The sequence below is a fragment of the Mycolicibacterium mageritense genome (assembly GCF_010727475.1).
GTDB classification, from domain to species: Bacteria; Actinomycetota; Actinomycetes; order Mycobacteriales; family Mycobacteriaceae; genus Mycobacterium; species Mycobacterium mageritense.
In genome coordinates, this window is the sequence record NZ_AP022567.1 from 6,099,217 (window position 1) to 6,111,561 (window position 12,345).

The following is a 12,345-nucleotide window of genomic DNA, read 5'->3' on the forward strand; positions in this document are numbered from 1 at the left end:
GGTTCGAGGTCTGTCACGACGTGGCTCCCACCTTCTCGGGGTCGATCTCGGGTTCGGCTTCGGTCTCGGCCGGTTCCGGCGTTCGGGCGCGGCGGCGCCGCCGCGTGAAGAGCACGCCGAGCCCGGCCAGGCCGGCCGGGAAGAATCCGACGACGATGATGAACAACAGGCCCTGGGCGTAGGTCCACTCCGACGGGAAACGTTCGGAGAACAGGGTTTGCGCCCAGGCCACGCCGATCGCTCCGAGTACCGGCCCGAGCAACGTCGTGCGGCCGCCGATCGCGACGCCGATCAGGAACGCGATCGACGGCACGATGCCGACCTGCGACGGCGCGATGAAGCCGACGATCGGCGCGAACAACGCGCCGGCGATACTCGCGAAGAGTGCGGCCAAGGTGTATGCGACCACCTTGATGTTGGCCGGGTCGTAGCCCAGGAACCGCACCCGTTCCTCGCCGTCACGCACCGCCACGAGCAGTTCGCCGTAGCGGCTGTGCATGAGTTGGCGGACCACGACCACCACGATCAGCAGCGTGGCCGCGGCGATGAAGTACAGCATCCGTTTGTTGACCGGGTCGTTGAGCGTGAAGCCGAAGAACGTGCGGAAGTTGGTCAACCCGTTGCTGCCGCCGATGCTGGTCTGGCCGACCAGCAGAATGGCCAGCGCCGCGGCCAGGGCCTGCGACAGGATTGCGAAATATGCCCCCTTGACGCGGCGTTTGAACACGCCGAGCCCCAGCAGTGCGGCGATGCCCGCGGGTATCACCACGATTGCGAGAAGCGTGAACGCGGGGGAGGCGAAGGGCGCCCAGTAACCGGGCAGCGCCTTCGCGCCGGCGATCTGCATGAAATCGGGCACGTCGTTGCCCCGCAGCTGGGCATCGGCGATCTTGAGGTGCATGCCCATCATGTAGCCGCCGAGGCCGAAGAACACGCCCTGGCCGAGCACGAGCATTCCGCCTCGGCCCCAGGCCAATCCGATGCCCACCGCGACGATCGCGAAGCACAGGAACTTGCCGAGCAGGCTCAGCCGGAAATCCGACAACACGGCCGGGGCCACCGCGAACAGCAGGACGGCCGCGATGCCGAAACCGGCCCACGCCTGCCACCGTCCGAGAACGGTCATACGAGACTCCTTGTCCGTACGGTGAACAACCCCTGCGGGCGCACCTGCAGGAAGACGACGATGATCACGAACACGATCACCTTGGCCAGCGATGCCGTGGTGCTGTACTCGATGAACGAGTTCAGGAAGCCAAGGGCGAACGCCGCGATCACGGTGCCCTTGATCTGGCCGAGCCCGCCAACCACCACGACGAGGAACGCGTCGATGAGGAAGCTCTGGCCGATGGTCGGGCTCGTCGATCCGATCAAGGTCAGGGCGACGCCCGCCACTGCCGCGAGACCCGAACCGATGAAGAACGTCGTGATATCGGTTTTGCGGGACGAGATTCCGCTGGTCTCCGCGAGTTCCCGGTTGGCGACTACGGCGCGGATCCGGCGCCCCATCGGGCTGGTCTTGAGCGCGGTGGCCAGCACCGCCACGCATGCGATGGCCAGCACCAGGATGAAGATGCGCGTCTTGGGCACCACGGCACCGAAGATCTCGACGCCGCCGGACAACCAGGCCGGCGCCACCACGTTCACCGCGGGTGCGCCGAAGATGTCGCGCGCCACCTGCTGCAGGATCAACCCGACGCCGAATGTCACCAGCAGCGTGTCCAACGGCCGGTCGTACATGCGCTGGATCAGGGTGACCTCCAGCAGCGCGCCCATGGCGCCGCCGACGACGAACCCGACGACCAGTGAGATCAGCAGCGAGGCACCGGCATTGGAGATGACCTGCTGCACCACGTAGGCCGTGTAGCAGCCGGCCATGATGAACTCGCCGTGCGCCATGTTGATGACACCCATCTGACCGAACGTCAGGGACAGGCCGAGTGCGGCGAGCAACAGGATCGAGCCGAGGCTCAATCCCGTTGCCAGCTGGCCGATCAGGATATCCATATCAGCTGGACAGCCCGGCGGCCCACGGGTAGGACTTCAGGTACGGGTCCGGCTCGATCGGGCCCTTCGATTCCCAGATGGTGTAGATCAAGCCGTCGGGACGGATCTCACCGATGCGCGCCGTCTTGGTGATGTGGTGGTTCTCGCCGTCGATGGTCACCGTGCCTTCCGGCGCGTCGAACGTCACCCCGCCTGCGTTGTCCTGAATTGCCTTGACGTCGAACGACTTCGCCTTCTCGACGGTATTCTTCCAGAGGTAGACCGAGACATAGGCGGCCTCCATCGGGTCCGACGTCGGCTTGTTCTGGCCGTAGGCCTTCTTGTACGCCGCGACGAACTTCTTGTTCACGGGCGTGTCGATGGTCTGGTAGTAGTTCCACGCGGTGAGCTGCCCGGTGATGTTCTGGACGCCGATGCCGCCCACTTCTTCCTCGGCGATCGACACCGACACCACCGGCATGTCCTGTGGGGTCAGGCCGACGTTGCGGTACTCGCGGAAGAACGCGACGTTGGAGTCGCCGTTGAGGGTGTTGAACACCGCGTCGGCGTTGGCGCTGCGGACCTTGTTGACGATCGTCGAGAAGTCGGTCGAGCCGAGCGGGGTGAGATCCTCGCCCTTGATCTCGATGCCGTTGGCGCCCGCATAGGCCCGGATGATGCGGTTGGCGGTCTGGGGGAACACGTAGTCACTGCCGACGAGGTAGAGCGACTTGACGCCCTTCTCTTTCAGATAGTCCAGGGCAGGCACGATCTGCTGATTGGTGGTGGCCCCGGTGTAGAAGATGTTCTTGCTGGATTCCAGGCCCTCGTACTGCACCGGGTAGTACAGCAGCGAGTTGGCGCTCTCGAAGACCGGCAGCATGGCCTTGCGGCTCGATGAGGTCCAACCGCCGAAGACCGCCGCGACACAGTCGCTGCTGATCAGTTTCTCGGCCTTCTCCGCGAACACCGTAGGCTCTGACGCGCCGTCTTCGCCGATCAGCTGGATTTGCTTGCCGAGCACCCCGCCGCCCGCGTTGATCTCGTCGACCGCGAGTTTGATCGAGTCCCGGACAGTGACCTCGGAAATGGCCATCGTGCCCGACAACGAGTTCAGTGAGCCCACCTTGATGGTCGGGGCCGAGGTGTCCACACATGATTTCGCATTTGCTGCGTCCGTTTCGCTCGCGCGGCTGCCGCAACCCGCCAACAACAGACCGGCAATGGCGATCACGCTGCCCGCGGCCAACGCCGAGCTGCGGAACCTGGCACGTGATCGATGAGCGCTCGCGCGAAGAGCGTGTTCCGGAACTGGCATGGACGACCTTTCCCTTTGCTTGCAGCGCTTCTCGGCCGAATACGCCTCGGCGGCCGCGCGGCAGGTTCAAACACACTGTGCTGGTGTCGAATCGGGACGTTAGAGCGCCGGTGTTACTGAGAAATGTCTGTGTGTGACGAACAAATTAACCTCTAGCTAGGCCACGTTGGTTTGCCGTTGGGGCGAGCCCGCGGTACCCATTCGTCGCACCTGTAACAACGCGGTAGCCTGCGTCGATATGACGAACATGCGAAAAGCGACAACCACGGTCGGTGCGGCGCTGGTTCTGGCGGCCGCGGGTTTGGCGGTCTCCAACGCAACGTCGTATGCGGAACCGGAGGGCCAAGGCCACCAGGTCAAGTACACGCTCACCTCGGGCGCTCCCTACGATTTCGACCTCTACTATCTGGCGACACAGCCGCCCAGCAAGGACGTGTACAACGCCGATCCGTACAAGTACCTGCAGAAGGCCGAAGTCAACGTCGGACCGGACGCGCCCTGGGTGTTCGAGACCACGCTCGCCGATCCGCAGTGGGCCATCTTCACCGTGAGCAGCACGACCCACGGCGGGCGCGCGCAGCCCAACGCGCACTGCGAGATCTCGGTCGACGGCCAGATCGTCAACCAGAACGATCACCCGTACAGCCCGCGGTGCCAGCTCGGCCAGTGGTAGACGGAGGCATGACCTGCCCCATTCCCACCATCTGAGAGCCGCTTGACTCGGCGTTCGAACTGTTGTTCGATGTTCATGTGCGTCTCGGGCGGTTCCGCTGCCGGCCCGCCGCACGTTGACTGGGCAAGCGCCCCCGGCGCGCGCCGGTGCCGTACCCGAAACCGCGGCATCGGCGCACCCAGTCGCACATTCGCACCGCCGTGACGCGGCTGCGGGCGTACCTTTGATCTGCACGTTCATGCCGTGCGGCCGCAGTCGAAGGAGCCCGCGATGGCCGTCGATGAAGACAAACTCAACGCATTTCTGGGTAGGGCAGTCGGCGACCTCGGTGCCGCGATGAGCGCCATCCTTGTGCTGATCGGCGACGAACTCGGACTGTACGCGGCGCTCGCGCGGGAACGGCTGACCTCGGCAGCACTGGCCGAACGGACCGGGACCGACGAGCGCTACGTCCGGGAGTGGCTGGCCAACCAGGCCGCGGGCGGTTACGTCGACTACGACGCCGGCACCGACACCTACCACCTCAACGACGAGCAGGCGCTGTGCCTGGCCAATCCCGACGGTCCGGTGGACCTGCCCGGCGGCTATTCGGTGGTCGAGGATCTGTTCCACATCAAGGACCGGGCCGTGCAGAACTTCCGTACCGGAGGCGGTATGGAGTGGGGTGAACACCACCCCTGCCTCTTCCGCGGCACGGAACGGTTCTTCCGCGCGGGTTACAACGCCCACCTGCTGTCGTCCTGGTTGCCTGCGCTCGACGGTGCGGTGGGCAAGCTCGAGGCCGGGGCCAAGGTCGCCGACGTCGGATGCGGCCATGGCGTCACCACAATCCTCATGGCGCAGGCATTCCCGCAGTCACAGTTCGTCGGCATCGACTATCACGACGCGTCGGTCGAGACCGCACGGGACCATGCGGCACAGGCCGGTGTGGCCAACGCGCGCTTCGAGGTGGCTGACGCGACGACGTACCAGGGCAACGACTACGACCTGATCGCGTTCTTCGACTGCCTGCACGACATGGCGGATCCGGCGGGCGCGGCCCGCCACGCCCGTCAGGCGCTCAAGCCTGACGGGCACTGCCTGCTGGTGGAACCGTTCGCGGAGGACAGCCTCGCCGAGAACCTCAACCCGGTCGGCAGGGTGTTCTACGGCGCGTCCTCACTGATCTGTGTGCCCGTATCCCTCGCGCAACGCGGGCCGGCGCTCGGGGCGCAGGCAGGCGAGCGCCGGCTGGCCGAGGTGATGGTGGGCGACGGCGGCTTCACGCGGTTCCGCCGTGCCGCACAGACGCCGTTCAACCTGGTGTTCGAGGCCCGGCCCTGAGCTATGCGTCACGAACCGCCGCGGCGATGACGGCGGCCAGCTGGGCGGGTGCGCCGACGTGCGCCAGGTGACCCTGTTCCGGCAGCTCGACCAGCCGCGCCTGGGGCAGCGCGGCGGCGAACGGCGCGAACGCCGTGCCGTAGGGCGCCGAGTTCGCGTTGAGCGCACCGAGCACGAGGGTCACCGGTATCGCAAGGTCGTGGAAGCGGTCGAAGGACGGCCGGTGGGCGTTGATGGCCGCCAGTTCGCGGTCGAGTGGTCGGGCGAGCGGACGCAGCACCGACCACGCCGGGTCACGGCGGAGCGCTGCCACATAGTCCGCGGAGAAGCCGGACACGGCCGTGTTGACCAATTCGACTGCCCGGTCCAGGTTTCCGGCCGCGAGAGCGGTGCGGATCGGTTCGACGGCCTCCGGTGCGAACGGCGCTCCGACCGGCTCATACGCGGTGAGCGAGCGGATCTGATCGCTGCCGAGTGCGGTTTCCAAGGCGATGAGCGCACCGTAGCTCCACCCCACGAGATGGACCTCGCCGAATGACCCGATCACGTGGCGCAGATCGTCGACCTCGTCGGCCACCGAATAGTCGGCGCCGAGCGGGGCACTGCCTGCGCGGCCGCGACGATTGAGGGTCACCACCGGATTCGGCAGATCGATGCCGTCGACCACCGGGCGCCAGGTCGAGGCGTCGGCCATGACACCAGGCACCACCAGTATCGGTGTGCCGCGGCCCGGCCGGACCTCGGCCGTCAGCGCGGCGCCCGCGTGATCGACGGTGATGTGGTGGACCTCAGCGAGGGTGAAAGTCATTGCGGTACAGATCCGATCGTGAGAAGGGTGGGCGAGTCACGGTGGTAGAAATCGTGGCCCTTGTCGTCGATGACGATGAATGCGGGGAAGTCTTTGACGCGGATCCGCAGGACCGCTTCCATGCCCAGCTCGCCGTATTCGAGCGGTTCGACCGACGTGATGCAGTCGTGGGCGAGGCGCGCCGCGGGCCCGCCGATCGATCCCAGATAGAAGCCGCCGTGCGTGTGGCAGGACCGCCGAACCACGTCCGACCGGTTGCCTTTGGCGAGCATCACCAATGAGCCGCCGGCTGCCTGGAATTGCTCGACGTAGGAGTCCATGCGCCCGGCTGTGGTCGGGCCGAACGAACCGGAGGCATAACCCTCCGGCGTCTTCGCCGGGCCCGCGTAGTACACGGGATAGCGGCGCAGGTAGTCGGGCAGTGGCTCGCCGGCGTCGAGCCGTTCGCGGATCTTCGCATGTGCCAGATCACGTGCCACCACCATCGTCCCGGTCAAGGACAGCCGGGTGCCGACCGGATGCGCGGACAGTTGTGCACGAGTGTGGTCCAGCGACTCGTCGAGGTCGATGGATACGACGTCGCCGGGGTTTTCGTCGGAGGCATCCGGGAGAAACCGTGCCGGGTTGGTCTCGAGCTGTTCGAGGTACACGCCGTCGCGGGTGATCTTGCCGAGGATGTGTCGGTCCGCGGCGCACGACACCGCGATGGCGATGGGTAGCGAGCCGCCATGGCGCGGCAGCCGTACCACCCGCACGTCATGGCAGAAGTACTTGCCGCCGAACTGTGCACCGATCCCGAGCTTCCGTGTCGCGGTCAGGATCTGCTGCTCGAAGTCGAGGTCGCGAAACCCGTTGCCGGCCGTCGTTCCTGAGGTGGGCAGGTTGTCGAGGTGGTGTGCGGACGCGAGTTTGGCGGTCTTGAGGGCGAATTCGGCGCTGGTACCGCCGATCACGACCGCCAGGTGATACGGCGGGCACGCCGAGGTGCCGATCTCGGCGGCCCTGGCGACCACGAAGTCCAGCAGCGCGGCCGGGTTGAGCAGCGCGGCCGTCTGCTGGAACAGAAAGCTCTTGTTGGCGCTGCCGCAGCCCTTGGCGATGAACAGGAAGCGATAGGCGTCGTCCCCGCCCGCGAGAATCTCGATCTGCGCGGGGAGATTGGTGCCGGTGTTGCGCTCGTCGAACATCGACAGCGGCGCCAGTTGCGAGTATCGCAGGTTCAGCGTCGTGTAGGCGCGGGCGATCCCGCGCGAAAGATGTTCGGCGTCACGCCCGTCGGTGAGAACGTGCCTGCCCCGTTCGGCGTGCACGATCGCCGTTCCGGTGTCCTGGCACATCGGCAGCACGCCGCCGGCGGCGACATTGGCGTTGCGGAGCAACTCGGTGGCGACGTAACGGTCGTTGGCCGAGGCGTCGGGATCGTCGAGGATCGCCGCGACCTGACGGAGGTGGCTGGTGCGCAACAGGTGTGACACGTCCCGGTAGGCCTCGAAGGCCAATTGGTCGAGGACGTCGGGGGCAACCTCCAGGAACTCCCTGCCCACGGCGGTCACGGTACGGATGTCGCCGGTCGCGAGCCGTCGGTAGTCCGCGGTGTCCGGCCCGACCGGCAGCAATGGGGTGTAGCCGATGCTCATCGCCGTTCGATTCGCTCGGCCAGATCGAAGAGCGACTGCTCGGCACCGCGCGTGGTGATCAGCTGCAGACCCACGGGCAGCCCCGAGACGGTGCCGGCCGGCACACTCAGCGCGGGATGTCCGGTGAGGTTCCACGGGCACGTCAGCGACAACAGCGCCGATCGTACTTCGACTGCCTGCCCACCGATTTCGTGCGCACGTTGGCCGATCGCGGTGGCGACGGTGGGGACGGTGGGCATCGCCACCACGTCGAACCGTTCGAACAGCCCGGCAATCGCGGACCGAAAAGCATCGCGTCTGCGGTCGGCGCGCACATACTGCCACGCCGCGGTGTCCCGGCCGCGCAGCAACCGTTCGACCACTTCCGCGTCGATGGTCTGTTCATTGCCCGAAAGGTCGTCCATGCGTTCGGCGTAGGCTTCGCAGGCCTGCAACACGCTCAGCACCGAGAACGCCTCACCTGCCGGGAAGGGGAGCCGCGCGGTGGCTTCGACGGCGATGCCCGCGGCATCCATGGCGTCGCGCGCGGTGATGGCAATCGCTGGATCGCACGGTCCGAACCCGGCCGGGTCGAGCCACGCCACGCGAGGCTCGGCCTGCGAACGGCCCGGCGTGTGACCGGACATGATCGCGTAGGCGTCTGCCACACCGCCCGCCGTGGCGGCGAAGACGCCCACGTGATCGAGTGACGCCGCGAGCGCGTGCACGCCCGCCGTGGGGATGTCGCCGTGGGCCGGCTTGAATCCGGTCACACCGCACAACGCGGCAGGAACCCGGACCGAGCCCGCGGTGTCGGTCCCGACCGCCACCGGCACCATGCCCGCCGCGGTCGCGACGGCGCTGCCGCCACTGGAACCCCCGCTGATCCTGTTGACATCCCAGGGGTTTCGGGAGGCGCCGTGTGCCGATCGGTCGCCGGTGGCGCCGTAGGCGAACTCGTGCAGGACGTTCTTGCCGACGATCACCGCGCCCGCGGCGCGCAGCCTGCTCACGCATTCGGCGTCGGTCTCGGGACGACGTGGATGCGCGAGTGATCCCGACGTGGTCACCTGCCCGGCGATGTCGATGAGATCCTTGACCGAAACGGGGATGCCGTGCAGCACACCGCGGTCGCGCCCCTCCGCGCGTTCCCGGTCGGCGGTGCGGGCCGCGGCCAGGGCGCCCTCGGTGTCGACGGTGGTGAATGCGTTGAGAATCGGGTCGAGTCGCGTGATGGCGGCGAGGCTGTGTTCGACGAGCTCGACGCTCGTCGTGCGGCCGGACCGCAGATCGGCTGCGAGCGACCGGATGTCGCGGCCGCGAAAGTACCCGGGCGACACCGCGGTGTCGACTGTGTCTGTCATGTCAGAATCCTGGGATGAGTTGCAGGGGAGGGACGATCAACGAGGTGGCAACCGCCATGGCGGCAACGTTGCCGATGAACGGATGAAAGTCGGCAGGCATGCGCGCTGAGATCGCCGCGGCCAGTGGCGGACCGACAACGGCGCCCAGGACGGCGCCGGCCAGTACCGAAGCCGGCGTGCCGCCGTAGGTGAGCACGCATGCGGGCGCGACCGATACGACGGGGACGAACGTCGGGTAGAACGGTCTGCGCGCCCAGCGCCGTCGCCATATCGTCACGGCGAGGATCGCGGTGATCGCCTGCGCGGCCAGGATCTGGGGCAGCAGGCCCGATCCGTAGGCAGGCGATGCCGGATCGAGCAGGTATGCGACGACCGCGCCTGCGATCAAGCCGATGCCTGCCCACTCGCTGCCGAAGAACTGGGCCTCGGAGAAGTCGGCCAGGCTGCGGCGCAAAACCCAAGTGGGACCGTGCTTTACAGGTACCTCCGGTGATGGTTCGGCAGGGCGCCGCAGCGGCTCGGGGAGCCACGGCAGGTGCCGGCAGAGCGTGAAGGCGATGACCGCCGCGATCGCCATGCCGCCGGTGACGCCGACCACCGGCGGCACGCCGAGCCTCGGGCAGACGACGCCGGCGCCCACGACCGACAGCGGAGGTGTCACGAGACCGCCGAGGACGCCGCCGGTCAGCACTGTCTTGACGTCCGGGCCGAACATCAGCACGACGGTGGGGGACACCGATACGAACGGCGCGAACAACGGCTGCCACGTACCGGAAGCCATGGTCCACCCCCACACGAGGTTGCTGATGGCCACGCCGAGCATGGCGCTCGCGAGCATCGGCACCCACAGGCCCGATCCGCAGGCCTGGGCGAATCCTTGACCGCTGCGCTTGTGGGTTTGTAGCCAGTGCGCGAGGGCTCCGCCCCCGAGCAGGCCGAGGCCTGCCAGCGCGCTGCTGTAGAAATTGGGTTCGCTTGCTGCTGAGGCGATTACGTTGAGCATGGGGGTGACCGCCCGCATGCTGTCGCTCCACACCAGAGCCGCGAGGAGGCAGACGGCGACGATGAGCGGCCACAACGGCAGGGCGGTGTTCGCGGTACGGGTCAACGGCGAGGTCGTCATGTCGTCGCCTTACCGGGGCAGCGCCGGGCCGCCGCGGTAGCCGAGGAGCTGGTCGTAGAGATCGGTGCGGCGGTCGCGGTGCAGATCGTTGAACTGGTTCCAGATCGGCGCGCCGCGTGAGGCGGTGATGTCGATGTCGGCATAGAGGATCGTGTCCTCGTCCGGTCCGGCGATGCGGTCGATCGGCCAGCCGTTGGTCCCGGCGATCAGCGAGTTTCCCATGAAGCCCGACGTCCGTTCGGTGCCGATGCGGTCGGCGGTGGCGATGAAGACGTTGTTGACGTGGGCGGCCGTCATCGTGAGGTACGCGGCCATGCAGGTGCCGCTCGCGTCGTACAGCGGCGGTGGCGTCCACACCCAGCCGGTCGGGATGCAGATGATGTCCGCACCCTGCTGTGCGACGATCCGGGCGGTCTCGGGGAACCAGATGTCCCAGCACACCAACAGCCCGATCCTGCCGATCCGGGTGGGGAACACCGGAAAACCGAGGTTGCCGGGCGAGAAGAACAGTTTCTCCTCGTTCCACAGGTGCGTCTTGCGGTACTTGCCGAGGTAGCCCTCCGGGCCGACCAGGACTGCGGTGTCGAAGAGTTCGACACCGTCGAGTTCGGGCAGGCATCCGACGATGTACACGTCGTGCGCGGCCGCGAAGTCGACCCAGCCGGCGACGGTCGCGCCCGACGGCACCTGCTCGGCGTGGGCGTAGGCCTCCTCGCGCGATTCGAAGGTGTAGCCCGTGGTCGCCAGCTCCGGGAGCACGATGAGGTTGGCGCCTTCAGTTACCGCCCTGTTCAGGCGCTCGTAGACCGCCTCGGAGTTGGCCTTGAGGTTGTCCACCCCGACCTGGGGGTTGAACTGCACGACGGCCACCCGTGCGGGGCTGTACCGGTGAGATTCAGCGGAGGCGTTCTGATCAGGCATTACACGTCCTTGTCCGAGGGTAGAAGGGGGTCGATGCGGGGAGCTCGACACGTCCGGCCCATTTTGCCCGAACGTTCGGGCCGAACGTTCGGGCTATACTGCTCCGAGTTGCGCATCACTGTCAAGAGGTGGTGGCACGGCAAACAGGAAGTCCGGAGTGGGCAAGTCGAAACAAGCAACGCTGCAGTCGATCGCCGACGACCTCGGCCTGCACGTCTCGACCGTCGCGCGCGTGCTCAACGGCATGCGGGAGGGGGAGCGCGCCGCGTCCGGTGCCACCGCGGAACGCATCCGCCGACGTGCGGCGGAGGTGAACTACCGGCCGAATCCACATGCGGCGAGCTTGCGCACCAAACGCACCAACCTGGTGGGCGTGCTGGTTCCCCGACTGAGCGACGTCGTGCTGGCCACGGTGTACGAGGGCATCGAATCCGCTGCGGCCCAGCGGGGTTTGACGGCGTTCGTGGCAAACACGCAAGACGAGCCGGCCGGCCAGCGTAAGCGCATCGAGATGATGCTCGACCGGCGGGTCGACGGGCTCATCCTCGGCGACGCGCGGGCCGACGACCACACGGTGCTGGAGGAGCTGACCCGGCGCGAGGTGCCGTTCGTGCTCGTGAACCGCAGTGTCGCAGGCTATCCCGCCGCGACGTGCGACAACTACCTGGGCGGCCGTCTGGCGGCCGAGCACCTCCTCGAGCTGGGCCACCGCCGGGTGGGTGTGATCGCGGGGCTCGCACATGCAAGCACCGGAATCGACCGGCCCGCAGGCTTTGTCGATCGCTTTCGCGAGGCCGGTATCGACGTGCCTGCGGAGAACATCGTGTACTCGGGGCTCGACAGCCACGGCGGGCACTGCGCCGCGGACCGCATGCTCGCCGCGGAGTCGCCGCCGACCGCCTTGTTCGCGGTGAACGACTTCGCCGCGATCGGCGCGGCGGGCTCGATTCGCAAGCACGGCTTGCGGGTGGGCGAGGACGTGTCGCTCATCGGCTTCAACAACATCGCCCTTACCGCGGAGATGCACGTTCCGCTGACGTCGATCGAATCGCATGCGTTCGACATGGGCCGCGATGCGGTCGAACTGTTGGCCGGCGTTCTCTCGGGCGCGCCGCCGCAGCAACGGCGGACGAAGCCCGTCCTGGTGGCGCGGGCGTCGACGTGCGAGGCGTCGCTGTCACGATTGACGTGATCAAGCCAGCCCCGATGAGTT

The 12,345-nt window shown here is 67.2% G+C and carries 11 protein-coding genes; 3 read left to right on the top strand and 8 right to left on the bottom strand.

Features of this window, described 5'->3' with window-relative positions; all coding sequences use genetic code 11:
• Positions 1–13: 13 nt before the first annotated feature.
• The 3 genes from urtC to urtA are packed head-to-tail and all read right to left on the bottom strand — an operon-like array spanning position 14 to position 3,304.
• On the bottom strand, positions 14–1,126 hold the full coding sequence (urtC, locus tag G6N67_RS29430; RefSeq protein WP_036441223.1) for an urea ABC transporter permease subunit UrtC: 1,113 nt from the start codon (positions 1,124–1,126) through the stop codon (positions 14–16).
• Positions 1,123–2,007 (bottom strand): urea ABC transporter permease subunit UrtB, encoded by an 885-nt coding sequence (gene urtB, locus G6N67_RS29435; RefSeq protein WP_036441227.1) that lies wholly within the window; start codon positions 2,005–2,007, stop codon positions 1,123–1,125. Before urtB ends, urtC begins: the two co-directional genes overlap by 4 nt.
• A gap of 1 nt (position 2,008) precedes the next feature.
• Entirely contained in the window at positions 2,009–3,304 is a 1,296-nt protein-coding gene (urtA, locus tag G6N67_RS29440; RefSeq protein WP_051579246.1) for an urea ABC transporter substrate-binding protein, read from the bottom strand.
• A 238-nt stretch (positions 3,305–3,542) separates the two neighbouring features.
• On the opposite strand from urtA, the gene G6N67_RS29445 reads away from it, so the two are divergent.
• Positions 3,543–3,977 (top strand): Rv2576c family protein, encoded by a 435-nt coding sequence (locus G6N67_RS29445; protein ID WP_036441233.1) that lies wholly within the window; start codon positions 3,543–3,545, stop codon positions 3,975–3,977.
• 270 nt (positions 3,978–4,247) lie between these two features.
• Positions 4,248–5,300 (top strand): class I SAM-dependent methyltransferase, encoded by a 1,053-nt coding sequence (locus G6N67_RS29450; protein WP_036442202.1) that lies wholly within the window; start codon positions 4,248–4,250, stop codon positions 5,298–5,300.
• A 1-nt stretch (position 5,301) separates the two neighbouring features.
• Here the strand turns inward: G6N67_RS29450 and G6N67_RS29455 are convergent, their stop codons facing one another.
• The 5 genes from G6N67_RS29455 to G6N67_RS29475 are packed head-to-tail and all read right to left on the bottom strand — an operon-like array spanning position 5,302 to position 11,132.
• A complete protein-coding gene (locus G6N67_RS29455) occupies positions 5,302–6,108 on the bottom strand; it encodes an alpha/beta fold hydrolase (RefSeq protein WP_036441235.1) in 807 nt (268 codons plus the stop codon).
• On the bottom strand, positions 6,105–7,745 hold the full coding sequence (locus tag G6N67_RS29460; RefSeq protein WP_036441238.1) for a FumA C-terminus/TtdB family hydratase beta subunit: 1,641 nt from the start codon (positions 7,743–7,745) through the stop codon (positions 6,105–6,107). Before G6N67_RS29460 ends, G6N67_RS29455 begins: the two co-directional genes overlap by 4 nt.
• A complete protein-coding gene (locus G6N67_RS29465; RefSeq protein ID WP_036441241.1) occupies positions 7,742–9,088 on the bottom strand; it encodes an amidase in 1,347 nt (448 codons plus the stop codon). The genes G6N67_RS29460 and G6N67_RS29465 overlap by 4 nt, the downstream gene beginning before the upstream one ends.
• 1 nt (position 9,089) lies before the next feature.
• The gene (locus tag G6N67_RS29470) at positions 9,090–10,211 is read right to left on the bottom strand and encodes a hypothetical protein (protein ID WP_036441244.1); all 1,122 of its coding nucleotides are present in this window, start codon (positions 10,209–10,211) and stop codon (positions 9,090–9,092) included.
• 9 nt (positions 10,212–10,220) lie between these two features.
• Positions 10,221–11,132, bottom strand: coding sequence for a nitrilase family protein (locus G6N67_RS29475; protein WP_036441246.1), 912 nt, complete (start codon positions 11,130–11,132; stop codon positions 10,221–10,223).
• A 157-nt stretch (positions 11,133–11,289) separates the two neighbouring features.
• Between G6N67_RS29475 and G6N67_RS29480 the strand changes: the two genes are divergently transcribed.
• Positions 11,290–12,324 carry a LacI family DNA-binding transcriptional regulator gene (locus G6N67_RS29480; protein WP_036441249.1) on the top strand — a complete coding sequence of 345 codons (1,035 nt, stop codon included), beginning with the start codon at positions 11,290–11,292 and terminating at the stop codon, positions 12,322–12,324.
• Positions 12,325–12,345: the final 21 nt, after the last annotated feature.

Bases quoted from the DNA above. Each gene is read 5' to 3' on its own strand.
- urtC (WP_036441223.1), bottom strand. From the start codon at position 1,126: ATGACCGTTCTCGGACGGTGGCAGGCGTGGGCCGGTTTCGGCATCGCG.
- urtB (WP_036441227.1), bottom strand. From the start codon at position 2,007: ATGGATATCCTGATCGGCCAGCTGGCAACGGGATTGAGCCTCGGCTCG.
- urtA (WP_051579246.1), bottom strand. From the start codon at position 3,304: ATGCCAGTTCCGGAACACGCTCTTCGCGCGAGCGCTCATCGATCACGT.
- G6N67_RS29445 (WP_036441233.1), top strand. From the start codon at position 3,543: ATGACGAACATGCGAAAAGCGACAACCACGGTCGGTGCGGCGCTGGTT.
- G6N67_RS29450 (WP_036442202.1), top strand. From the start codon at position 4,248: ATGGCCGTCGATGAAGACAAACTCAACGCATTTCTGGGTAGGGCAGTC.
- G6N67_RS29455 (WP_036441235.1), bottom strand. From the start codon at position 6,108: ATGACTTTCACCCTCGCTGAGGTCCACCACATCACCGTCGATCACGCG.
- G6N67_RS29460 (WP_036441238.1), bottom strand. From the start codon at position 7,745: ATGAGCATCGGCTACACCCCATTGCTGCCGGTCGGGCCGGACACCGCG.
- G6N67_RS29465 (WP_036441241.1), bottom strand. From the start codon at position 9,088: ATGACAGACACAGTCGACACCGCGGTGTCGCCCGGGTACTTTCGCGGC.
- G6N67_RS29470 (WP_036441244.1), bottom strand. From the start codon at position 10,211: ATGACGACCTCGCCGTTGACCCGTACCGCGAACACCGCCCTGCCGTTG.
- G6N67_RS29475 (WP_036441246.1), bottom strand. From the start codon at position 11,132: ATGCCTGATCAGAACGCCTCCGCTGAATCTCACCGGTACAGCCCCGCA.